Origin of the sequence: Candidatus Nitrosotalea bavarica (assembly GCF_900167955.1) — an archaeon.
Classification (GTDB): domain Archaea; phylum Thermoproteota; class Nitrososphaeria; order Nitrososphaerales; family Nitrosopumilaceae; genus Nitrosotalea; species Nitrosotalea bavarica.
This window is the reverse complement of record NZ_FUYK01000007.1, coordinates 328766-352276: the sequence shown is the minus strand read 5'-3', so window position 1 is coordinate 352276 and position 23511 is coordinate 328766. Positions and strand designations below refer to the sequence as shown.

27 protein-coding genes are annotated in these 23511 nt (G+C 37.1%); 13 read left to right on the top strand and 14 right to left on the bottom strand.

Going from position 1 to position 23511, the window contains the following annotated elements; all coding sequences use genetic code 11:
- Positions 1 to 6: 6 nt before the first annotated feature.
- Entirely contained in the window at positions 7 to 699 is a 693-nt protein-coding gene (locus tag C0Q33_RS05300) for a phosphoglycolate phosphatase (protein ID WP_101477513.1), read from the bottom strand.
- A 66-nt stretch (positions 700 to 765) separates the two neighbouring features.
- Between C0Q33_RS05300 and C0Q33_RS05295 the strand changes: the two genes are divergently transcribed.
- The 4 genes from C0Q33_RS05295 (at position 766) to C0Q33_RS05280 (ending at position 3294) form a co-directional block, all read left to right on the top strand.
- Positions 766 to 1005: a DUF504 domain-containing protein gene (locus tag C0Q33_RS05295; protein WP_101477512.1), complete on the top strand. Its 240-nt coding sequence runs from the start codon at positions 766 to 768 to the stop codon at positions 1003 to 1005.
- Positions 1006 to 1057: 52 nt separating this feature from the next.
- The gene (locus tag C0Q33_RS05290; protein ID WP_165776440.1) at positions 1058 to 1546 is read left to right on the top strand and encodes a YqaA family protein; all 489 of its coding nucleotides are present in this window, start codon (positions 1058 to 1060) and stop codon (positions 1544 to 1546) included.
- Positions 1547 to 1626: 80 nt separating this feature from the next.
- Positions 1627 to 2727 (top strand): OBG GTPase family GTP-binding protein, encoded by a 1101-nt coding sequence (locus C0Q33_RS05285; protein WP_101477510.1) that lies wholly within the window; start codon positions 1627 to 1629, stop codon positions 2725 to 2727.
- A gap of 288 nt (positions 2728 to 3015) precedes the next feature.
- A complete protein-coding gene (locus tag C0Q33_RS05280) occupies positions 3016 to 3294 on the top strand; it encodes a histone-like protein 2 (protein ID WP_101477509.1) in 279 nt (92 codons plus the stop codon).
- Positions 3295 to 3342: 48 nt separating this feature from the next.
- Here C0Q33_RS05280 and C0Q33_RS05275 read toward each other — a convergent pair whose 3' ends face one another.
- Positions 3343 to 3627 (bottom strand): hypothetical protein, encoded by a 285-nt coding sequence (locus C0Q33_RS05275; protein ID WP_101477508.1) that lies wholly within the window; start codon positions 3625 to 3627, stop codon positions 3343 to 3345.
- A gap of 95 nt (positions 3628 to 3722) precedes the next feature.
- On the opposite strand from C0Q33_RS05275, the gene C0Q33_RS05270 reads away from it, so the two are divergent.
- Positions 3723 to 3983 carry a hypothetical protein gene (locus C0Q33_RS05270; protein ID WP_133121017.1) on the top strand — a complete coding sequence of 87 codons (261 nt, stop codon included), beginning with the start codon at positions 3723 to 3725 and terminating at the stop codon, positions 3981 to 3983.
- A gap of 9 nt (positions 3984 to 3992) precedes the next feature.
- Here C0Q33_RS05270 and C0Q33_RS05265 read toward each other — a convergent pair whose 3' ends face one another.
- On the bottom strand, positions 3993 to 5627 hold the full coding sequence (locus C0Q33_RS05265) for a collagen-like domain-containing protein (RefSeq protein ID WP_101477506.1): 1635 nt from the start codon (positions 5625 to 5627) through the stop codon (positions 3993 to 3995).
- Between the two features lie 155 nt (positions 5628 to 5782).
- Between C0Q33_RS05265 and C0Q33_RS05260 the strand changes: the two genes are divergently transcribed.
- Entirely contained in the window at positions 5783 to 6928 is a 1146-nt protein-coding gene (locus C0Q33_RS05260) for a tetratricopeptide repeat protein (RefSeq protein ID WP_101477645.1), read from the top strand.
- Between the two features lie 2 nt (positions 6929 to 6930).
- Here C0Q33_RS05260 and C0Q33_RS05255 read toward each other — a convergent pair whose 3' ends face one another.
- Complete coding sequence (locus C0Q33_RS05255) at positions 6931 to 7731, bottom strand: sulfurtransferase (protein WP_101477505.1); 801 nt, start codon at positions 7729 to 7731, stop codon at positions 6931 to 6933.
- Positions 7728 to 9533, bottom strand: a complete 1806-nt coding sequence (locus C0Q33_RS05250; RefSeq protein WP_101477504.1) for a nitrite/sulfite reductase — start codon at positions 9531 to 9533, stop codon at positions 7728 to 7730. The genes C0Q33_RS05255 and C0Q33_RS05250 overlap by 4 nt, the downstream gene beginning before the upstream one ends.
- Before the next feature lie 151 nt (positions 9534 to 9684).
- Between C0Q33_RS05250 and C0Q33_RS05245 the strand changes: the two genes are divergently transcribed.
- The 4 genes from C0Q33_RS05245 to trxB are packed head-to-tail and all read left to right on the top strand — an operon-like array spanning position 9685 to position 13388.
- Complete coding sequence (locus tag C0Q33_RS05245; RefSeq protein WP_165776439.1) at positions 9685 to 10728, top strand: hypothetical protein; 1044 nt, start codon at positions 9685 to 9687, stop codon at positions 10726 to 10728.
- Between the two features lie 37 nt (positions 10729 to 10765).
- Entirely contained in the window at positions 10766 to 11581 is an 816-nt protein-coding gene (locus C0Q33_RS05240; protein ID WP_101477502.1) for a sulfide-dependent adenosine diphosphate thiazole synthase, read from the top strand.
- Between the two features lie 25 nt (positions 11582 to 11606).
- The gene (locus tag C0Q33_RS05235) at positions 11607 to 12392 is read left to right on the top strand and encodes a DUF6775 family putative metallopeptidase (protein ID WP_177996808.1); all 786 of its coding nucleotides are present in this window, start codon (positions 11607 to 11609) and stop codon (positions 12390 to 12392) included.
- Positions 12393 to 12422: 30 nt separating this feature from the next.
- Positions 12423 to 13388 (top strand): thioredoxin-disulfide reductase, encoded by a 966-nt coding sequence (gene trxB / locus C0Q33_RS05230; RefSeq protein ID WP_101477501.1) that lies wholly within the window; start codon positions 12423 to 12425, stop codon positions 13386 to 13388.
- Here trxB and C0Q33_RS05225 read toward each other — a convergent pair whose 3' ends face one another.
- The 5 genes from C0Q33_RS05225 to serB all read right to left on the bottom strand — a co-directional run bounded on the left by C0Q33_RS05225 (position 13389) and on the right by serB (position 17112).
- Positions 13389 to 14390 (bottom strand): cysteine synthase family protein, encoded by a 1002-nt coding sequence (locus tag C0Q33_RS05225; protein WP_101477500.1) that lies wholly within the window; start codon positions 14388 to 14390, stop codon positions 13389 to 13391.
- A 4-nt stretch (positions 14391 to 14394) separates the two neighbouring features.
- Positions 14395 to 14607 carry a sulfurtransferase TusA family protein gene (locus C0Q33_RS05220; RefSeq protein WP_281258826.1) on the bottom strand — a complete coding sequence of 71 codons (213 nt, stop codon included), beginning with the start codon at positions 14605 to 14607 and terminating at the stop codon, positions 14395 to 14397.
- Between the two features lie 98 nt (positions 14608 to 14705).
- The gene (locus tag C0Q33_RS05215; protein ID WP_101477498.1) at positions 14706 to 15626 is read right to left on the bottom strand and encodes a PHP-associated domain-containing protein; all 921 of its coding nucleotides are present in this window, start codon (positions 15624 to 15626) and stop codon (positions 14706 to 14708) included.
- A 54-nt stretch (positions 15627 to 15680) separates the two neighbouring features.
- Positions 15681 to 16421 carry a coenzyme F420-0:L-glutamate ligase gene (cofE, locus tag C0Q33_RS05210; protein WP_101477497.1) on the bottom strand — a complete coding sequence of 247 codons (741 nt, stop codon included), beginning with the start codon at positions 16419 to 16421 and terminating at the stop codon, positions 15681 to 15683.
- A gap of 40 nt (positions 16422 to 16461) precedes the next feature.
- The gene (gene serB / locus C0Q33_RS05205; RefSeq protein WP_101477496.1) at positions 16462 to 17112 is read right to left on the bottom strand and encodes a phosphoserine phosphatase SerB; all 651 of its coding nucleotides are present in this window, start codon (positions 17110 to 17112) and stop codon (positions 16462 to 16464) included.
- A gap of 101 nt (positions 17113 to 17213) precedes the next feature.
- Between serB and C0Q33_RS05200 the strand changes: the two genes are divergently transcribed.
- Both C0Q33_RS05200 and proS read left to right on the top strand, forming a co-directional pair.
- Positions 17214 to 17498, top strand: coding sequence for a hypothetical protein (locus tag C0Q33_RS05200; RefSeq protein WP_101477495.1), 285 nt, complete (start codon positions 17214 to 17216; stop codon positions 17496 to 17498).
- Between the two features lie 43 nt (positions 17499 to 17541).
- Positions 17542 to 18984: a proline--tRNA ligase gene (gene proS / locus C0Q33_RS05195; protein WP_101477494.1), complete on the top strand. Its 1443-nt coding sequence runs from the start codon at positions 17542 to 17544 to the stop codon at positions 18982 to 18984.
- 60 nt (positions 18985 to 19044) lie between these two features.
- On the opposite strand, the gene C0Q33_RS05190 is transcribed toward proS, so the two are convergent.
- On the bottom strand, positions 19045 to 19542 hold the full coding sequence (locus C0Q33_RS05190) for a cupredoxin domain-containing protein (protein WP_101477493.1): 498 nt from the start codon (positions 19540 to 19542) through the stop codon (positions 19045 to 19047).
- Between the two features lie 162 nt (positions 19543 to 19704).
- Here C0Q33_RS05190 and C0Q33_RS05185 point away from each other — a divergent pair, with 162 nt between their 5' ends.
- Positions 19705 to 20916 carry a S1C family serine protease gene (locus C0Q33_RS05185; protein WP_101477492.1) on the top strand — a complete coding sequence of 404 codons (1212 nt, stop codon included), beginning with the start codon at positions 19705 to 19707 and terminating at the stop codon, positions 20914 to 20916.
- On the opposite strand, the gene C0Q33_RS05180 is transcribed toward C0Q33_RS05185, so the two are convergent.
- From C0Q33_RS05180 to C0Q33_RS05170, 3 genes are read right to left on the bottom strand one after another with little or no spacing between them, the layout of a single operon-like run.
- Positions 20913 to 21494 carry a DNA-3-methyladenine glycosylase gene (locus tag C0Q33_RS05180; RefSeq protein WP_101477491.1) on the bottom strand — a complete coding sequence of 194 codons (582 nt, stop codon included), beginning with the start codon at positions 21492 to 21494 and terminating at the stop codon, positions 20913 to 20915. The genes C0Q33_RS05185 and C0Q33_RS05180 overlap by 4 nt on opposite strands.
- A complete protein-coding gene (locus tag C0Q33_RS05175) occupies positions 21491 to 22072 on the bottom strand; it encodes a uracil-DNA glycosylase (protein WP_101477490.1) in 582 nt (193 codons plus the stop codon). Before C0Q33_RS05175 ends, C0Q33_RS05180 begins: the two co-directional genes overlap by 4 nt.
- 1 nt (position 22073) lies before the next feature.
- On the bottom strand, positions 22074 to 23492 hold the full coding sequence (locus tag C0Q33_RS05170; RefSeq protein ID WP_101477489.1) for a TldD/PmbA family protein: 1419 nt from the start codon (positions 23490 to 23492) through the stop codon (positions 22074 to 22076).
- Between the last annotated feature and the right edge of the window lie 19 nt (positions 23493 to 23511).

The following is a 23511-nucleotide window of genomic DNA, read 5'->3' as shown; positions in this document are numbered from 1 at the left end:
ATATCATTACGCCAATAATTTTAATTGAATTGTTTCAAGTGCCTCAATAACACCATCACCTGCATGTCCTCCAACTACAAGTGTAGCCTGAGACTTAACATCTTCTGGTGCATTTCCTAAAGCTACACTTACACTGGCCAATTTGAACAATGGAACATCTGTTTCACTATCTCCAATTGCAATAACATCCTCTTTTTTTGCTGAAAACATGTTCATCACCTCAAGAAAGCCATTTGCTTTATCGACTCCTTTTGAGTTGATATGATACGCGTATTGACTGTCAGTTAGTTGTACATCGAAGTTATTATCCGCAAAAATTTTCTTTCCTAGATTCACATCAAAATTTCTTTCCAACACAACTTCAGTAATACGAGGAAAAACTGGTTTTTCTATAGCTTCTGGAATTTTTGTTTTTAAAAATTCAAATGCCTTGACACATTCTTCTTTTTTTCCCATTAGTTTATGTTCGTTGGGACCAGAAGTAATAATTCCACCATTTTCACCTACTGCAATTCTTGTCGTACCTCCAAAAACAGACAATACATAGGCTTCAATAGATGAACGACCAGTCACATAGATTACCTTGTGTCCAAGTTTTACAAGATACCTAAGTGCTGCCAGTGCATCAAGGTCAACCCTACCACCTTTGTTATCAGTTATAGTTCCATCAATGTCTACTGCAAATATTTTTGGTTTCATTAAAATCATGTATAATATAGGAGCTAATAACTGCTAACTAAAATAGTTTGGAATTACCAAAATCACATGGCAAAAAAAGGTAAGGTCGCTGAAATTTTTAGCAGAGCCTTACATAGTGACAACTCTGATTTATACTCCGTGGGATATCTGGATCTCAGAGAGATAAAAAATGTAAAACTTTCAGAATTTCTAAAATTATCTGAAAATTTTGAAGTAATACCCGCAAGTAGAATTGCATACATCAAGAAAGAAGATACCATACTATATTCAAAGATCAAAAACAGAAAAGAACTCGATCAGATATAATTAGATTTTAAACGCAGTTAGCTCTATTACGAGGAAGAGATCAACCCAATTCGTGCTGATTGATTTTCTAAGACCCATACTTGAAAATCCATTCTTTGTAAAATATGGATTACTTGGACTATTTCTTAATGCAGTATTTGCGGCCATCGTGCCGTTTCCAATCGTAGTAACATCTACTGCATTACTTTTAGAGGGTCAAAGCGAGATAATGGTATTCACAGTAATGTCCGTTGGCTCAGTTATTGGAGGAATTGTTACGTATTTCATAGGATATGACGGTGGAAAGATTTACACGATTTTACGAAAAACCCATAGAGAAGACCATCACCAAAAAAGCTTTGAGTGGTTGAACAAATACGGTTGGAGTATAATCTTTGCTCTAAGTTGGGTCCCAATTCTTACAGAGATTGTAACAATAATAGCAGGAGTAAAAAAATACAATTTCAAAAAGTTTGTCATAGTCATGAGCGTTGCAAGAGTAGCTAGTGCTTTTGCCATGGTTTACTTTGGAAATATGTTTTTACAATACATTAAAACATAGAATTTTGAGAAAAAATTAGGCACGACCTGTAAATACAAAGTGGTAAGATTTTATTCAGCAAGATACCACCTAATCTGCAGATGGGAATTCCAGAAAAAATCCAGTCAATAAAAGATGAGATGTCAAGGACTCAGATCAATAAAGCTACAGAACATCATGTTGGACTTCTAAAGGCAAAGCTTGCCAAGCTTAAAAGAGAACAAGAAGATGTAAAATCTAGATCATCTGGAAGTTCAGTTGGTTTTGATGTTAAAAGAACAGGTGATGCAACCCTAGTGCTCATCGGTCTTCCAAGTGTAGGAAAATCAACCTTGCTAAACAAATTAACCGGTGCAAAATCTGCGGTAGGTGCGTTTCAATTTACAACAACTACAGTAGTTCCCGGAATGATGGAATACCGCGGTGCCAAGATCCAAGTACTTGACTTGCCCGGAATTATCAAGGGAGCATCAACTGGAAAAGGTCTTGGAAAAAGAGTTTTAGCTGTTGCAAAAAGTGCAGATCTTGTATTAATCATTCTCGATGTATTCCAACCATATCTTGAAGATGTTATCAGAACAGAACTTGGAAATATAGGAATTCGACTTGATCAAAAACCTCCGAATATTGTAGTAGAAAAAACAGGCGATGGAGGAATATCTGTTAGTCAGCAAGTTTCTCTTACTAAAATGTCCATCAGTTTGATGAAAGACATTCTCAGGCTATATGGCATGAATAACGGTCGAGTGCTGATTCGAGAGGATGTCGATGCAGACCAACTCACGGATTTTATTTCAGGCAACAAGTTTTACGTAGACTCGCTTACAATAATGAACAAGATTGATCTTGTAAACCAAGGCTTCCTAATGGAATTACAAGAAAAATCAAAATCAAAATTCATACCCATATCAGCGGACTCTGAGATTAACGTAAACGCATTAAAAGATGCCATATATGAGAAATTAGATTTCATTAGAATTTACATGAGGCCAAAAGGCGGGGAGACAGATTTTAAAGAACCATTGATAGCAAGAAGAAATTCTACAGTTGTAGACATTTGTAACAAGCTTCATCGCGACCTCAAAAAAGATTTCAGATATGGTCTAGTGTGGGGAAAGAGTGTAAAGTTTGGCGGTCAACGAGTTAGTATTAATCACGTATTACAAGATGAAGACGTACTTACAATAGTAAAAGCTAAATAGAAAAAACTTTTTCCGACAAGAAAACCTTGACATTAGAATAATTCTAACAAGATGTAACATAAGATGCATCATACAAGAAAAATTATTTTCAGGTTAGATCTACACATACAAAAAATAAGTTAGAAGAGTGCAACAAACAATCATCAGTACAATTAATTTAAAATCATTTTACAAAATCATGATCAAAAATTTAATTTTGTAAAAAAAATTGTGCACATATTACTCATCATTTAGTGTAATTTTCTTAAGTGTCACCATAGAAAAACTAGTAAATTCAACAAATTAACAATGGCAAAACTAGTAAGACGAGCTGCTAAACGAAAAGCTGTCAAGCGAGCCGTTGTACGAAAAGCTGTAAAGCGATCAGCTGTAAGAAAAGTTGCTAAGCGAGCTGTTGTAAAAAGAGCTGCTAAGCGAAGAGTCGTAAAACGTGCAGTCGCAAGAAGAGCTGTCAAGCGAGCCGTTGTAAGAAGAGTAGCTGTAAGATCTCTTCTAAGACGTGCAGTCGCAAGAAGAGCTGTCAAGCGATCAGCTGTAAGAAAAGCAGTCTCAAGAAGAAGAAGATAAAATTTTAAACAGATTATCGCCTATTAGTGGGCGATAATTTGTAATATTTTAGCTAAACATTTGACCTGGTGGAGAGGGTGGCGATTTGCCTTTAACTGCATCAGGTTCTACGAAAAATTTTCTTTCATTAGGAATCAAAGTCAGCTTAAGTGATGCGTTAACTGCATAATGTGGCGTACCATCAGGATTCTTGTAATTTAGTGCAATTCCCACCCTATCAAGATCAACTTTTACCTTTACAATTGTGCCATCTTCAAGCTTGAAAGTGACATGTTCATCCCCCACTCGTGTATATTCCAACATTTTGAATTCTATCTTATCTTTTGTACTCATGTCAATTGAAACCAGTTCGAGTTATTTGAAGTAAACGCAATATAACACCTGATAATAAAAAAGTGTTATTTTTAAAATATGTGAAAATTTTCCAAGTGACATCCAGAATCTATCACAGGCAAAGCCTAAAAATATCATCACATGTCATCACGATATTGCTTGTAGATAAAAAAACCGTACCAATAGAAGATATACTAGACTATAACGATGATGTGCTGATTCCTTATGATATTACAATTACAAAAAAAAATGACCTACAAGATATTTTGCATCTACATCTTGATCTCAAAGACGTAGAAACAATATTTGAGGTCATAACTGAAATTGTACACATTGTTGATGAAGTAAAAATCTAAAAAACGGACCTAGTAAAGGAAGCTCATTAGTTTTATTTGCTGTTCAGTTGTGAGTACATTTTTGGAAGATAGTATCTCAAGCAATTGTGTTATCAAAGCACGTTCTTGTTCTGAGAATCCAGTAGGACCCTTATCGCCAGGGGGACCAGGGGGACCTCTTGGACCCTGTTCTCCAGGAGTACCTTGTTGTCCTTGTGGACCTTGCTGTCCTTTATCACCTAGCGGACCAGTAGCACCAGTTAATCCCTTTTCTCCTTGCGGACCTTGTACGCCTTGTGGACCTTTATCACCAGGTGGACCTTGTGGACCCAGTGGACCCAGTGGACCTGGAAGACCTTGAATTCCCGGAGGACCTTTATCACCAGGTACACCTTGGGGACCAGTAGTACCCTTTTCACCTTGAGGACCTTGAATTCCTTGAGGACCAGGTGGACCTTGTGGACCTGGAGTACCCCGTGGACCTTGATCGCCACTGGGTCCAGGCAATCCTCTTGGGCCTTTATCTCCTTGAGGACCAGGAATTCCAGTAAGACCTTTTTCCCCAGCAGGGCCTTGAGGACCCTGAGGACCTTTATCACCAGGTGGACCTTGTGGACCTGTTAATCCTTTATCGCCTTGTGGGCCTTGTGGTCCTGGTAGACCTTTGTCTCCAATTATTCCAAGCGGTCCTTTTTCCCCTTGTGGACCTGGAGGTCCTATAATTCCTTTATCACCAGACGGGCCAGGTGGGCCTGTAGGTCCCTTTTCACCAATAGGACCAAGTTCTCCTGTTAATCCTTTATCGCCCTTGTCGCCCTTGTCTCCTTTGTCACCCTTTTCTCCTTTTTCTCCTTCTTCACCTCGAGGACCTTTGTCTCCTTGTGGACCTTTATCACCCGTAATTCCTTTATCTCCCATTGGTCCCTTGTCTCCTCTATCGCCCTTGTCTCCTTGTGTACCCTGTGGACCTTTTTCTCCTTGTGGACCTGGTGGGCCTAGTGGACCTTTATCACCCGTAATTCCTTTATCTCCCATTGGTCCCTTGTCTCCCCTATCGCCCTTGTCACCTGGCGGACCTGTTGGACCTTTATCGCCCTTGTCACCTGGCTGACCTGGAGAACCTTTGTCTCCTTGTACTCCCATAGGTCCCGGAGGACCCGATACACCAGCTTGGCCCATTGGTCCTGGTTGTCCCATCGGTCCAGAAGGACCCATTGGTCCTGACGGACCTCTCGACCCACGGTCGGCGGAATATTGTTCTGTTACAGGTTTTGAAGTTTTAGTCTCTGGTTCTGATTTTGGATATCTGGTTATAATTTCTGATTCAGGCTTGGGGGCAGTATACCCCAAATCAGTTCTTGGAACATTAATTTGAAAGCTAGTATGAATGGAAGAGAATTGATCAATTACGACAATCCAAACAGTTCCTCTTTGAAATATAGAATTAGGTAAAGGATTTTTTGTTGAACCAAGAGTTTGTGAAAATCGCGTGTCTTTTACTCTAAGATGAAAATTGTCCTTCCATAGCGAATGAAAGATTTTTTGTCTAATTTCGTCTGATGATGGCTGATTATCACAAATCGCAATTTGTACTTCAAATACACCAGACGATAGCTTAAAGGGTGATTCTCCAGATATCTCAATAGTGTTATCTTTAGATGACATATTCTACATCCAATTCCTAAGTATTTTTGTATTTTCAATATGATATAAAGCCCATTTGTGAATTTTTAGATACTGGGAAATCGGTTTTCTACCTGCCTAACAGCCTGTTTTCAAACTAATGTATTTATCTACGGTAAAACCATATTTTTATGACCATGAGAAAATTATTTGGAGACAAAAATGAAGAATCCAGTACTGAGATTAAGAAAGTAGAGTCAGAATTGCCCAAGGAATCAGGCGATTCAAAATTAACAGATGTCAATTATTCTAGAAACAAGCATTACAAAAAAGGCGTTTCATTGATGGCAGATGAAAGAATGGATGATGCTGCACGTGCCTTTGAAGACGCATTACGAATGGATCCAGGTCATGTCGATTCTTTACTAAAGTTAGGATACACACGTTTTCACATGAATGATTTCTCAAGTGCAATGGAAGCGTACAACAAAGTCCATGAAATCGATGTTACAAATGCAGAATCTTGGAACCTGAAGGGTTTGATTTACTATAGACAGAAAAATTATGACAAAGCTTTAGACTGTGTAGAAAAGGCAATAGATTCCAATCCTACAGATGGAATGTCATGGTATAACAAGGCATGCTATCATTCACTTTTAAATCACATCCCAGAATCAATTGAAGCCCTCAAACGTTCAATTGAAATTGATGTTAAAAATGCCAAGAAGGCAGTAAAAGACAAAGATTTTGAGAACATCAGAGCTGATGAAGGATATAGAAGAATTGTCGAGGTGGTAGTATTAGAATCGGTAAGACAAGGATATCGTAAAGTTGGTCAGATTGTTTGGACTACAATGGTGGGCAAATTAGAAGTAGAAGATGCAGCAAGAAAATTAATTGAGAAGGGATTACTCATCAAGACAGAAAAAAATCTAGGATTACAAAAGGTAGAAGAATATGAAATAGTTCCAGAGCTTGCAGACAAGATAGGTGTGGAAAAGAAAGGTTTCTTTGGAGCTGCAAGAAAATCACAACCAATTGTAATACAAAATCTCAAAGAGATAAGCGAAACTGTACATGCAGCAAAGACTGCAATTGAAAAAGGAGATGTGAAAGAAATAATTTCACAATTAGATGTATTCATAGACCCCTCAAAGAAAGGTGGACAAATGATTGAATATTTCTTTGAAGAACATAGAGACATACGATTATTCAAAGCTAGACTAAATGACAAAGGTTCAGAGTACCTCGAAGGAAACAAGCAAAAAATGATTAATCTTATGGACGAAATTGAGATGATGATTACAAAGAAGCTTCGGAGTGAAGCTGCACAGAGTTCCTAGAACTATTCAGCAGACAGATCCCAATAGTTTGCATCCTGTTGCTTTTCTATTGGTTTTTCAAGAGATTTCCATTCCTTAAAGGAACGTACGTAAAGTTTTACATTATCCAATCCTATAGATTTTAGTGCATAATACCCAAGACCAGAGAGAGTACCTACACTTCCACAATATGTAATTATTTCAGAATTAGAAGAGATGTTCCTATTTTGCATCAGTCTTTTTAGATCCTCCTTTGGTCTCAAAATATTTTGGCCTGATGCAAGCATTTTGTATGGTATGTTGATTGCACCTGGTATATGCTGTTCAAGAAAGTTTAGTCTTTCCCTGTTATCTACTAGTACTGCACCCTTTTCTTTGGCAGGCACGAGATAATCAGAAGTTGCAAGAATTTGGGGCTGTAATTTTAGCGAATGATTGGTTTTACTAGTCGATGGGGATTCAGTATTTATTTCAAGACCAAGTCTCTTCCAAGTACTAAAAGTAATGCCAAGTAGTGATACATTTTCATGTCCAATATATTCCAGAGTCCAAGCAACTCGTGATGCAAGTGCGCCAAATGTATCATCATATACAACAACTGAAGTCTCATCGCCAATTCCAAATGATTGAGCATATTGCAGAACTTTCTCTGGACTATCATCAGCAAGCAGACTGGCAAGTGGAAGATTGATTGCACCTGGAATGTGTCCTTGTTTGTAATCTTCTTCTTTTCTTATATCTAGAACTTTGACACTCTTGTCTCTTATCTCAGATCTGAGATCATCGGCATCAATTGTAACTCTGGTGGTTTTTTCCTTGCTCAAGCCGCACACTCGCCCCTTCCTGTTTTTGCGTGATAGCTTCCGTCATTTCCATAATCAGTGTAAAAGTCTTCATCCTGTTCTTTTGTAGGTACTACTAGAGTAGACTTGAGTAACTCTTTGATATCATCAAGTGATTTAACATTTGGACCGCCATTTCCTTCCAAGACTCTACACATCCACATGTCTAGAGTCTCTCCTTGTCTTTTTTCAGATTTGAATATTTCAACTATCTTAAGAATAGTAGGAATTACTCTCTTTGCTGGAACTTTGGTACATGTATGACCAAGTGTTGTATCTTCGTCTGATCTTCCTCCCAACAACATGTTATACAACGGATACATATCTTTGCCAAGTCTTCCACCACCGCCATAAAATCCGATTGTTGCAATTTCATGCTGACCGCAAGAATTAGGACATCCACTTATCTTAATAGTTGAATTTCTAAGATCATCATCTTCGTCAATTTTTATCTCAATGAATTTTCTTTGTATCTCTTTTGCTAGTCGGTGGGAGTTTGTTAGTGCCAAGTTACATGAAGTAGTCCCAGAACAGCCAACAACAGAAGCCATTGTCAACGCACCAGGATTTGCAAGACCTACTTCTAGTAGTTTTGCATATAGTCGAGGAAGATCTTCATTTTTAACATGTCGGAATACCATGTCCTGAGTAAATCCATTACGAATTTGGCCATCAGCAGTAAACTCTCGTGCGATATCAGCAATAACTCTTAGTTGGTTTGATGTAACATCTCCGGATTCAAGTGTAAGAAATACAGAACTAAATCCGGGCTGTTTTTGTTTTACAGTGTTTGACTTTGCCCATCTTGAATAGCCTTGTGGAATAGACGGCATCTCAGAACTAATTGAAAGCTTTCTCAACACATCAGGTGTTTTATCAACTTCTAATTTTACCACAAGAGATAGAATCATCTTCATTATTGCTCTTTCTTTTAGCACAAGATTTTGGAACTTTTCCCAACCCATCTCGTTGACAAGATATCTCATTCTTGCCCTTGCCAGGTTATCTCTATTACCTAGTCTGTCAAATATCCTAATTACAGAAATTATAGTATTCAGTAACTCTTCTTCCGGAGTAAAGGCTTCAAGTTGATGTCCTACAAAGGATTGTGCACCTAGTCCACCTCCTAGGAAAATTTTGAACCCACGTTGTGTTTTACCATTTATTTCTGCGTGTTGTGGAATTAAACCAATGTCTACCATTCTTGCCATCCCGTGTTTTTCACAGCAAGTAAAATTGATCTTAAACTTTCTTGGAAGTAGCTGACTCATTGGATTTCGTAAAAGAAACTTCGTAGCAGCAACTGCATAAGGAGTAGGATCAAAGATCTCTTCCGGGCAAACACCTGCAAGAGGACTACACATTATACTTCGTACCGAATTTCCACATGCTTCTCTTGTGGTTATCCCTACTTCTGCAAGTCCTCTAAGAACTTCAGATACGTCCTCTAGTGCAACCCAGTGAAGTTGAAAGTTCTGTCTAGTGGACACATGAGCGCTTCCTATTGAAAAAGAATCACTCAGATCTGCAATTTTGTCCAATTGTTCAGAATAAACTTCCCCAGCAGGAAGTTTTAGTCTAATCATGCTATAATCATCAGTCATTCGACTACCATAGGCACCGTGTTGTAATCTAAAACGTCTAAAATCATCTCGGGTAAGCTTGCCTTGTCGGAATAACTTTACCTGTTCTGCAAATCGTTCTGCTTCATCCAGCCTTCCCCAGTTTATCTTGTGTGCTGGGAGATTATCTGGCTTGGGTTGGTTTACGTTTGTGTTGCTCAATTATTGATAGCTAGTCTTCAGAACGCATATAAATTTTGTATTATGGGAATTTTAGTTAAACATTACATATTTGTGGCAAAAGTTGTACATTTTATTCACAACTCATCAAGGAAACTCTGTTATCTACAACTAATCAGAAAAGAGTTAAATGGTGACTGACAAGAAAAAAACACCGTTGACAGGAAAGATAAGTCTAGCACTAGTTGGTGTTGGCAATGTAGCTACTACGCTTGTCAAAGGTTTTGAATTTTATAAAAATTCTACACAAGGTCTGTGGCATCCAAAAATAGCAGGAATGACGCTAGATGATTTTACAATATCTACAGTATATGACATAGATTCTTCCAAGGTAGGAAAAAAAATAAGTGACATTGTAAAGAATTTCAAGACAGATTTTGGTAATCTTACAGTACAGTCAGGAATTGCAGATGATTCTGCACCTACACATATATCAAAAAACGGACAGATAAAATCTGCAAGTTATGACGAGTTTGTAAATTCCCTCAAGAATGCAAAACCAGATTTTGTTTTAAATCTAATTTCATCAGGTATGGAAAAAAGCAGTGAAAAATATGCAAAAGCAGCATTAGATGCAGGCTGTTCTTTCTTTAATGCAACTGCGGCACATACAGTTACAGACCAGATAAGAAAATCATTTGAATCAAAAGGAATTGCAATTCTAGGCGATGATCTGATGAGCCAGTTTGGTGGTACTGCATTTCACAGAGGTATGATAGATTTCATGGCAAGTAGAGGAATATTTTTACAAAAAGCATATCAGCTTGATGTAGGTGGAAATCAGGACACTCAGAGTACCATGGCAGAAGAAACAAGAGAGAGAAAAAGACAGATAAAAACAGAATCTATTGCAATTGAATCTCCCATTCCTTTTAGATCCACTGCAGGCACTACAGAATATGCAGAACAGCTGGGAGATTCCAGAGTAAGCTACTATTGGATGGAAGCAGGAGGATTTCTAAATTCACCAATAGAATTAGATCTTGCGTTGAAAACAAACGATAGTACAAACGGTTGTAATGTCATAGTTGATTCGATAAGAGCTGCAAAGAAATCCCTTTCAAGTAAAGACTATGCAAAGATAGATGTTATTTCTGCATATGCCTTCAAAAACCCACCAAAGAAGATGCACATAAGAGAATGTATCAAGGCTTTTGAAGATTCATTTCTAAACTGAGCAAACTATTAATGTGCTAAATGAAGGATAATTTTTCATGCAAAGCACTCAGAAAGAAGAAGTTCCAAAAATTTTTGCAGATTTAAGAGAAGTTGAAATTACAAGAGCAATTGCCAATGAATTTCATTCAGTTCTAATTGATAGATCAGATTCAGATGTAATAATTATCGGAGCTGGTCCTGCAGGACTTACTGCAAGCAGAGAGTTATCTCTAATGGGATTCAAGGTTCTCGTAATTGAACAAAACAACTACCTAGGCGGAGGTTATTGGCTTGGAGGATATATGATGAACCCAGTAACAGTAAGAGCTCCAGCACAGAAGGTCTGGGACGAATTGGGAATTCCATACAAGCAAGTTTCCGAAGGTCTCTTTCTAACACCAGGTCCACATGCAGTATCCAAATTGATAGCAGCTGCATGTGATGCAGGTGTAAAGTTTTTACAATTAACCAAGTTTGATGATCTAGTTCTAAAAAACGGCCGAGTTGCAGGAGTTGTTGTAAACTGGATGCCAGTATCTGCACTTCCAAGAAATATCACATGTGTAGATCCCATTGCACTAGAGGCAAAGATGGTAATTGATGCATCTGGCCATGATTCTGTAGCAGTAAAAAGACTAGTAGATAGAAAGCTTGTCGAATGGAAAGGAATGGATCCAATGTGGATTGACGATGGAGAAAACAGAGTAGTATTCAAGACAGGAGAGATATTCCCAGGTCTAGTTATTTCTGGCATGTCAGTTACTGAAACTTATGGATTGGCAAGGATGGGTCCAACCTATGGCTCTATGCTACTATCAGGTAAAAAGGCCGCTGAAGTTACTGCTGCAAAGCTAAAAGAACTAAGAAGATAAATCAATTACATTTCAAAGACACTTGTTGAAAATATCCAAAGTTTTTCTCTATGATGAGCCATCTGTTCCAGAAATCGAGATTAATAATCTGGCCAAGTTCATAGAAGAAACATTAGATGTGCAAGTAGAAGTACGAAAGAATTTCTTTGAACACTTCAAATCAGATAAAAATACGGCATACGAATTAGCGTCATCATGTATTTTTAATCCACATTCGTCCTTTGAAAGACACCAACCTACAGAAGAAGAGATTAATTTTGAAGCAGATTCTTTTACCGATAGTTCTGTTTTAAACAACATTATACTATATGATGGTTTTGAGATACAAAATATCTTAAAAAAGATAATTCCTGAAGAGGAATTGTCTTCAGATTATTTTCACCTCATTTTTACTACAAGGCTCACATGCACCTATGATTATGAAGATTATAGATATCATGGAAGAGCAGTCATATGCTCAAACCCTTCAATAATTTCAACTACAGGAATTATTGAAGCACCTGCCAAGCCACGTGCGTATTACATCAGCATGTATCACAGTATGACTCAGGGCCTAAACTTGGATTCATTAAAAGAGCAATTCAAGGGTAAGTTTCTAGAATACCATGACAAGAATCTAGGTAAAGTTGTAAGAGGATATGCACTTCAGACCATTTTTTATTATTTGACTACAGAGCCATTTTGTGACTCAAAGGAGTGTATTTTAAACAATGCACATTGGCAAGAAGATCTAATACATGCTCAAATTGAATTAGGAAGACTCTGTGACACTCATCAAAAAATTTTAGAGGCAATTAAAAAACATGAATAATTTAAATATGAACTTGAACGAGTTGGATTTGTGCAAGCTGAGATAAGATCTGAGAATAAAAAACCTGAAACAAAAAAGAAGTTTGATGTTATAATCATTGGTGCAGGTCCAGCAGGATATACCGCTTCCATATACACATCACGTGCAAAACATGATACTCTTATAATCTCAGGAGTTTTGCCAGGAGGCCAGTTAATGCTTACAACAGAAGTAGAAAATTTTCCAGGTTTTGCTAAAGGAATTCTCGGACCAGAATTGATGACTGCAATGAGAGAGCAAGCTGTACGAATTGGAACTACCATTATTGATGATGAAGTAGTAAATGTGGATTTTAGACACAAACCGTTTAAAATATTGACGTATTCTGAAGAATATGAAACGGACACAGTAATAATTGCAACTGGTGCCACACCAAGAAAGATAGGTGTCAAGGGAGAGCAGGAATTTAGTGCTCGTGGTGTTTCATATTGTGCTACATGTGATGGGCCATTTTTTAAAAATCAAGATATAGTTGTTGCTGGGGGCGGAGACTCTGCCATGGAAGAGGCCATATTTCTCACAAAATTTGCAAATAAAGTCCACGTAGTTCATAGAAAAGATACACTTCGTGCAAGTAAAGTAATGCAAGATAGAGCCTTTGAAAACAAAAAAATCCAGTTCCATTGGAATACAATAATTGAAGAGATAAAGGGAAATCAAAAAGTCACTCAAATAACAATGAAAGACACAACAGCAAACAAGGTTGAAACATTAGAAGTAGGAGGAATTTTTGTTGCAATTGGACATGAGCCTAACACGAAATTATTCAAAGGGCAGATTGAACTTGATGACCAAGGGTACATTGTATTGAAGAATCACACTCATACAAATATAGAAGGAGTATTTGCTGCAGGAGATGTTCATGATCATAGATACAGGCAAGCAATAACGGCTGCAGCATTTGGTTGCATGGCTGCTATTGACGTAGACAAGTATCTATCAGAACGTAAGATGTAGTTAGACAGACTGGACTTGAGAAATATATTTAGAATCTTTTAGTGCAGTGTCAAATTCTGCTTCTGTAAAAATTCCTTGTTGAGTGTAAAGACTCTTGAATTTCCTTCCATCGTCAGCAAATATTCCTACCACGTGACCATTTTTAACACCATATTTTTTCATGGCAGTGTATACAGTAGCAGACGATGGACTTACTAGCATCTTTTCTTTTTGCAGAATTTCTTTTACTGAAGCAAATGCCTCCTCATTGGTTATAGTAATCCAGTCATCAACTACTTTTTCACGTTTGATAAATAGATCAGGTTTTGCAGATTCTTCAAAGTTTCTTAGACCTTGAATCAAGTGATTTTGCTGTGGCTGTACACCTATCACTTTGATTTCAGGATTCTTTTCTTTCAAATATGCACCAATTCCAGTTATGGTCCCTCCAGTTCCTACTCCGGTAAAGAAATGAGTTACCTTGCCTTTTGATTGCTCCCAAATTTCTGGTCCGGTTCCTTTGTAATGACCCAAAAAGTTTGCTTCATTAGCATACTGGTTAGGGGAATAGTATTTGTCAGGTCTTGCAGATGCTATTGAACGTGCTAGTGCAATGCTTTGATCGGTTCCACCACCAACTTTTGGACATAGGTCATCAGATGTTTGGTACAAAGTAGCTCCAAGTGACTCAATAATCTTCTTTGTTTCCGCACTTGCTTTTTCAGGAATTACAATTTCAACTTTATACCCAAGAAGTTTTGCTATGCCCGCAAGTGCGATTCCAGTATTTCCAGATGTAGGTTCTATTATGATAGTATGTCCTCTTTTTATGATACCATTGTCTTCTGCAATTTTTACCATCCAAAATGCAGCTCTATCTTTTACAGAACCAAATGGATTATAGAATTCTAGTTTAGCATAAAATTCAGTATCACTGTTTGAAAGTGAGTCTAGTTTTACAAGAGGAGTATTGCCAATTTTCTTGAGAAGTATCTCGGCATCATCTAATGTTTTAGTGGCCAAGAATCTATTTCACCTTCTTTATGGTAAACTCTAGATCATTGCCTGTTTTTTTAACACCGATTAATTGATGACCACTTCTGTTTACCCATCTGGTAATATCTTCTTCAGATGCAGGATCATCTGCGGTGATTTGTAGTATATTTCCTACCGCCATTCTTTCCATCTCTATCTTTGTTCTAAAGACAGGTTCTGGACAGAACATACCTCGTACATCTATAGTCTTAGTAGGATTTAATTCTGAAATATCGGTTCACCTATAGGCAAAAAATCGCTCACGAGATATTAAAATCTATTCATAAGCGCAAAAAAGTTCAGTCATCTTAAAATCATTGGCAAGATTGCTCTTAGATTTCTTTGATACAAAACTGTATGATCCTGATCTTTGAAATTGATTTTGTTTGAAAGTTTTGTTATCATACGTACTGCAACTTTGTAAGCAGTTGTCCAAACCACACTATTTGGATTTGATTCAAAAGCATTGATCAGAAATACACACAATCCAGTTAGATGAGGATGATTTTCTTTAAAGTACATGACAATGTCTTCTTTTGAATTTTCTATTTTATACAGAGCATGTTCTATCATTTCTCTACTTGTAGTATACCCAGAACTATCTATAGTAATTTTACCGCATTTCATCGCATACAATACATCATCCAACTTATTTTCAGAGTCAATCAAATTGATACACCTGCCAAGTGTAGAGACAACATGTGAATCACTTCCAGCCACTTCAACCATGTTATTTTCTTTAGCAAAATGAGAAGCTCGTAGGTTAGAGTAACGGTCCACATTATTACTATTAAAAACCTCAATCAGATCACAGAGAATTGCATTCTCTCGCAGTCCATTGCTAAGTCCAAATGGATGCGGTGCACAAGATATAGCGCCTTGTGATTTTATAACATCAAGTATTTCATCAAGACTATTTTCAGCCTTGATGCTTTCATTAAGACCAAATGCTAGAATATGTATGCCTTGATCAGTCGTGATTTCTTCGCCAGGGTATATTTTGATCTTTTTGTATTTTACATGGTTTTCTTTGTATTCTAAAAGTGAACTATATCCATCCAGAGTATTATGATTTGTAATGAAAAAAGCATCAAGTCCCATCTGATATGCCTTTTCCAATTGTTCCTTAATTGTCACCCCACAATCATATGGAGTCTCTTTTGGTCCTAGTTGAAAGTTCGAAAATTCATTATGGCAGTGTAATTCTATTTTTAGTCCAGCCAACGTCTATCGAATCCCGCACCTAATGAATATAATCCTTGTTTCGAGAATTTTGAATTATCTGAATAGATCAAGGGATTTTGTCCTCAATAGAACTTTTGATGTGCCGCTTTTTTTATCAAATTTGTAATTTCTAATAATTGCAATTGGAGTATGAAGAGTTTTTCCTCTAACCAGTTCACTTGCAGAACAGAGCTCATCTACAATTGCAATTGCTGTGACTCTAAGAACACGATCAAAGTTGTCACGTTTTCCAGCATAATCAATTATTGAAGATATTCCAGAAACTCCAATTGCCGTATCTGTCTGACCTTCTCTAAATGGCCTGCCAAATGTATCAGATATTATCACTGCGACGTTTTTTCCAGTTCTTGTTTTTATCAGTCTTCTTAACTTCTGTGCAGATGAATCAGCATCTTTTGGAAGCAAGGTTGCAAATCCTGCTTCTACATTACTTTCGTCTATTCCAGCATTTGCACATACTAGACCATTATGTGTTTCAGATATGATTATCCCATTTTTCATACGAATGATTCTTTTTGTTTCATCAAGTATTAATTGGATAATTCGTGGGTCTTTGGAAAAAGCGCTAGCAATTCCTGTCGCAAGAAGCATGGGTTGTACTTTAGACAGATCAATTTTTCTACCCTCCTGTTTTGAGATAATTTTTTGCGTAAATACAAGAACATCTCCTTCTTTTAATCCCCTACCAGTTCTTGTTTCAAGTAAAAGTTCAATCAGATCATCTCCAGGTACTATATCCCGTAGGATATGAACAGGAATTATTTGTAAAGACATCTTACAAGATTAATTTTCTATTGCTTAAAATTATATCTTGTCAGGCTACTGTCTGTAACGGTATTTTCAAGCCATAGTGTTTGTTAATTAAATCAATGAGTTTAGAGAGGTCTTTTTCTTCCAGTGTTACAGTTGCCAATTCTTTTACCACGTCCTGGGCTCTAAATGCGACCCCAAGACCACATATGTTGAACAATTTTATATCATTTGCTCCATCCACAACTACAACAATATTCTTTTTTTCTTCTTTCCATTCGTTTATCTTTATAATTGCAGATTTTGCCTTGTCAGAATCAACATCAATTATTACACCATCTAATTTTCCATCCTTGAATATCAATTTGTTTGAAAAGACATAATCTAGGCCTAGTTCATCTTTCAACCTGTCTGTCATTATTGTAAATCCTCCAGATACTGCCATTATCTTCCACCCTGCTGCCTTTAATGCTCTACAAGCTTCTTTTGCACCAATCATTATTTTTAACGAATCCGAAACTTCCTTGCATGTCTGAAAATCTATTCCCCTAAGCAGTTCAATTCTTCTTTTGAGTCCTTCTTCCCAGTTTATTTTTCCCTCTATGCCTTGTCTTGTAATAGCCCAAATTTCATCTTGCTTGTTAATTTTTTCGGCAAGGATTGGAAGAAATTCTGCGTCAAGTAATACGCCTTCCACATCAAAAATTGCTAACATCAGTTTCTTCTTTCAACTTCAAATCAGATTATATTAATCTTAAGTGGTTTTAGGATCTTTTCACCACTAGTAATATATTCAAGGTTGCAAAGTTGTTGAACATGACTGAACTTCCACACAAATATGAAGTCCCAGTAAAAGTTGTTGAGAAGGCGATCAAATTAACAGATCAAACAAAAGTAGAGCTCAAAGCATCAGGCATGATGGATGACAAAGGAAAACTCAAGTTAAAAGGTGTCAGTCCAAAGATGCTCAAGCGTATGAAAGAAGAGTCCGTTGACTGTCCTGTTTTAAAAAATGAACTTGCATTCATCCAATGTTTCGTATGCAGAAATTTCCAAAGCAGAGTATCTGGCAAAGTACTCTGTAAAGGCGACGCACTCTAAAAAACCAGAAAGCTCATTAGTACAACGATAAGAAAGATCTGAATTGAGTAAAGAAATAGGAATCACTGTAAAGAAGAATGAGAATTTTAGTGAATGGTATACGCAGATTGTACTAAAGGCACATCTTGCGGATTACGCCCCTGTCAAAGGCCTCATCGTTCTAAGACCTTATGGATATTCAATATGGGAATCTCTAAAATCTTCACTTGACCAAAAATTAAAGGCCACCGGTCACGAGAACGGATTTCTTCCAATTCTAATACCAGAATCATTACTGAGTAAAGAATCAGATCACTTTGCTGGATTCACACCAGAAGTGTTTTGGGTCACACATTCAGGGGAGACAGAGATAGGAGATAGATTGGCATTAAGACCAACCTCGGAAGCACTTGCTTATTCAATGTATTCAAAATGGATTAAGAGTTGGAGAGATCTTCCAATGAAAATTAATTTTTGGAATACCGCCCTCAGAGCAGAAATAAAGGCAACAAAACCATTTTTGAGAACCTCTGAGTTTCTATGGCAAGAAGGTCATACAGTACATGCGACAAAAGAAGAAGCAGAAGAAGAAGTCATGTCCATACTAGACATGTATAAAAAAACTGTTGAAGAAGAACTTGCAATTCCAGTAATCACAGGAAAAAAGAGTGAGAAGGAAAAATTTGTCGGAGCAGTTTATACTACTACGATGGAATCAATCATGCCAGATGGCAAGGCATTACAGATGGGAACATCCCACTTTTTGGGGCAAAACTTTTCAAAACCATTTGATGTAAAATTCCTAGATAAGCAAAATGTAGAAACTTTTGCATGGCAAACATCATGGGGTGTATCATGGCGTCTCATCGGTGCGCTCATCATGCTTCACGGAGATGATAAGGGATTAGTTTTGCCACCAAGAGTTGCTCCAATACAAGTAGTCATAATTCCAATATACTATTCCCCAACTGATAGAGATGCAGTTCTCAGAAAATCTTCAGAGATAAAGGAAACATTGGTAAAACATAATCTTCGCGTTCACATAGATGCAAGAGACGAAGTAACCCCAGGATACAAGTTCAATGATTGGGAAATGAAAGGAGTTCCATTAAGAATTGAGATAGGTCCAAAGGATCTTGCCAAAGGTAAAACAGTTCTAGTCAGACGAGACAATCTCAAAAAAACTGATCTTCCATTTGAAAATACTGAGGAGGGAGTTCTAAGTATGTTAAACGAGATTCAACAAGGACTTTATGAAAACGCCAAAAATCTCTTAAAGGAAAAAACAAAAAATGTCATAGATTTTGAGGAATTTAAATCAGAGATGGAAAAGGGCGCATTTCTTAATTCGCCATGGTGTGGAGAGACCAAGTGTGAGGAGATAATCAAAGAATCAACAGGAGCAGATATCCGCGTAATTCCTTTTGATGTAAAAAATGACGAGTCCACATGCATCATATGTAAAAACCCAAGCAAAACTTATGCAATTTTTGCAAGAAGCTATTAACACTAAAAAAAATTTTCAGATTACATAACAGGTTAGAGTTTTTTTAATAATTAGATTAGTTTATGGATCTACGGTTATCGTGCCTTTCATTTCCGGATGTATTATAGAATAATACGAGAATGTTCCTTCTTGGTTTGCAATGAAGTTTATAGTCTGAGCTTCAAAGTATTTCAGATGTCTTGTATGAACATTAAAGGCATCAATATTTAGATCCTGATCTGAACCAGTATCCTTGTCTTCGTTTATCACATGTAATGCAATCAGAGTTCCTTTAGTAATGTGAATGGATGGATTAGTATTTGTACCAGATATTGATTTCTTTCCAGTTTTTGTAGATTGTTCATCATATGAATAACCGTCAGCATTATGAATTGCCAGTATGTAGATGTTAGACGCTGGCGAAAAATTTGGTATCGTACTATTTACCGGGACTGAATGTGTCCAAAGATAATATCCACCACCTATTATGGCAGCTGCTAAAATTGCAACTGTTATTACCGCACCCTTAGAAATAGGACTAGTCTTAGCCTTGTTCTTATTCTTCTGTTTCTTAACCACGATGAATTTAACGAAATGTGTGTATATTTATGTAATGATTATCCAAGATGAGTAAAGGATAATACTAAAAGATCGAATGATTAAATCGATTATTTTGAGAGAAGCGAAATTGATAGTAAAGAATAATATTTCGGTTTGTACCATTTTGGCTGAGATTTTAATATGAAAAAATTTGAAGTCATTCTCATTGGAATAATTATCGCCCTTTCGGCTACAGTTCTGGTACAATTTACCAATGGAAGGACATTAAATGAAATATCGCAGGCAACTGTTCAAGGTCAGACTGGACCACAAGGGCCACCTGGGCCTCCAGGTCCACCAGGACCGCCAGGCATGGAGGGATTGTCAAGTATAACAACAGATTCTATCCTTACCCATATTTTCAAGAACGTTGAAAATTCAGTGGTCCAGATAACAAGCAAGGTAACAACCACGGACAACAGTATCATAATTAACGGTGCACCGTTAGAAGATCAATCTACAAGACTTGGTTCGGGTTTTATCTACGATAAAGATGGAAGAATTATTACCAATAATCACGTAGTTGACGGATCAAAAACAGTAAATGTAACTTTTATTGATGGAAATACATACACTGCAAAAGTTGTCGGTACTGACCCAGGAAATGACATTGCAGTAATACAGATAATAGATAATTTCTCAGATGAGACTCTCATTCCGCTAACTCTTGGGAATTCATCACAACTTGATGTAGGACAACAGGTTATTGCAATTGGCAATCCATTTGGGCTTAGTGATACAATGACAACTGGCATAATAAGCCAAGTAGGAAGACTACTTCCAAATGAGAACGCTGCAGGATTTTCAATACCAGACATAATCCAAGTAGATGCCGCCATCAATCCAGGAAATTCTGGTGGGCCATTATTAGACTTGAACAGTCAAGTGATAGGAATGAATACTGCTATCAAAACTAGCACTGGAGATTTTGCAGGAATTGGATTTGCAGTACCATCTAATACAATTAACAGAATTGTTCCAGTTTTAATTAAAAATGGAAACTATACTCATCCATATCTTGGCATATCGGGAAGAAGTCTAGATCCAGATATTGCTCTTGCAAACGGATTACCAAGAAACTTCAAGGGAGTATTAGTTGAACAAACAGTCAAGGGAGGACCTGCTGATAAAGCAGGAATAATACCAGCTACACCTGATGAAAACAATATTCCGCATGGGGGAGACATCATAACAGCTATAAACGGTCATCAAGTAAAGACAATTTATGACGTCATTGCATACCTAGATGAACAGAAAAATGTAGGAGATAAAGTAATAGTTTCAATTAACAGGCAAGGAAAATCAATGGACTTGACTGCCACACTCGAAGCAAGGCCTGTTCCATCATCTTAATTATCTTCAAGAATATTTTTTGAAATTTTAAAATTCCATAGGTTGGTGAGTGCTTTTTTTATTCCAATTCGCGGTCCGGCCTTGATCTCTGATCTTTTTATTTTCATCCCATCCATTACAAACAGATTATATCTTTTAGTTAGATCTTCACCATACTCCTTCTTGGTTATTTTTAATGCCTGTGTCAATTTGGCAGGACCGTTTGTAAGATTAGAAACATCCATAGATTTTCGTTGCTTTAACATAAAGTCTATTCCATCCTGTGGAAAAAGTGATCTGATTAAAACAGCACCTGCTGGATAATCAGAACTTCGCGCTACAGCATTAACACAATAATGCATTCCATATGTAAAGTAAACATACGCCCTACCAACTTCGCCAAACATGGCTTTGTTTCTCTCGGTCATACCTCTAAACGAGTGACTTGCGGCATCATCTTTATACTTGTAAGCTTCAGTCTCTGTAATTATTCCAGAGATCATATTTCCATCAATATTTCTAACCAGAATTTTCCCAAGCAAGTCTTGAGCAACTTTTACCGTATCACGAGCATAAAATGAACGCGTTACTAGATTCATTTTGAAATTTCTACGTCCAAGCCCTTTCTTAATTTATCTAGAGTTTGTGCAAGTAGAACAAAATCATCTTTGAGAACTTGCCTTAAAGCAGGATTGTAAATGATGGCAGCTGGATGAACGGTGACAAAATAGAGTTGATCATTATTTTTTACAAGTTTGCCACGATTTTTAGTAATAGAGTTGCCATCTAACAAAGAGCTATAGGCAGTATTACCCAATATGCAAATTATTTTGGGTTTAATTATTTTCAATTCTTCAGACAGAAAGCTCCTACATGCGTCTCGTTCTTCGGTGTTAGGTTGTCTGTTATTGGGTGGCCTACATTTTACCACATTAGTAATATAGACTTGATCTCTTGTAAATCCAGCAAACTCTAGTGCTTCAGAGAGAATTTGGCCGGCAGTTCCTACAAATGGCTTGCCTTGAAGATCTTCATTTCTGCCAGGTGCCTCCCCTACAAAAATCACATCAGATTTTTCATTACCAATTCCAGGTACTGCATTTGTTCTTGATTTTGAAAGACTACAGTTAACGCATGAGATTACCCTATTTCGTATATCAATTAATATTTTAGACATGTTATGTTATCACGCTTTTTACAATTGATTTACCACGTATATGTGGACCGCCATTTCCCATCCTCATGACTTGCATGGGATCTCCTTTTCCGCAATTTGCAATGGGCCTTACTTGAAAATCTTTTCCTCTAGCATCAATTGATTCAAAAAATTCAGGCGAGTTACCCATCACTATAACATCTCTTAGCAACTCACCCAATTCTCCATTTTCAATTTTTTGAGCATATTGACAAGATATACTCCAATTATATCGCATCATATCTATCGAAGGAATTTTCATATTACAAATTAGATATCCGTTTTTAACATCTTTTATCATCTCTGCAGGATCCCAATTTCCAGGCTCTATACATGTGCATGCCATTCGTATAAGAGGCATAAACGAATAACCACTAGCTCGCATTGATGAATTTGCAGGAGCATCAAAGAGAGCAGCAGTCTCTCTGCTTTGCATATGAGTGCTCAATACTCCATCTTTTATCAGAGTCTTTTTTGTAGCAGGTACTCCTTCGTCGTCATACTTGTACCAGCCTAAACTAGATGGAATTGTAGGATCATCAATTACATTAAGTTCTGATGAACCAATCTTTGTTCCAATTTTTCCTGCCCACCACGCACCACCTGCCCATGCCATTTCTTTTCCAAGCACTCTGTCAGCTTCTGATGGATGCCCTAAAATTTCATGAGTAAGTAATGCAACAAAATCTGGATTCATTACCACCGTTGCCATTTCTTCCTTTACTGTTTGTGCATCAAGTAATGCATCTGCTTTTTCAGATATAGATTTTGCAACTACAAGTAAATCATTTTTCCCCGTAATCATCTCCAATCCCCCTCTACCTCCCTCAGTAGTATTGACTGATTCAGTTAATCCAGAATAATGAGCTGTTGCTGACATGTTTGCTATGACATCATCAAAATTATGAGTAATTTTAGATCCTTCACTATTTACAAAATACTTGTGAAATTTATCATGATGAATAGATACGGATGATTTGATTATTCTTTTCTTACTTTGAATTATGCCGTCAGATTCAAGGCCAATTTTCATCATCTCTTCTACAGATGGAAATATCTTCACTTGATAATTTACTACATCAGTGAAAGATTTGATATCAGCAAGTCTTACCTTTTGTTTTTTATATTCAGAATAATGCCTAGCCGATTTTATGGCATCAATAATGTTTTCTTTTAGTAAATCAAATGACTTTGGGTCAGACATGGAGCAAAACCCCCATGCGCCATTAACTAGCACTCTTATTCCCAATCCAGAATCATTATATGAGATAAAATTTTCCACCTCTCCATTTTCAACTACAAGTCCAGTAGTTTGTATAGATTCTGCGCGTACATCACAATACTGAGAATCATATTGGAGTGCAACTTGAACTGCCTTTTCAGCATAATCTTCCAGAGTCATTTTGTTGGAATTATAACAA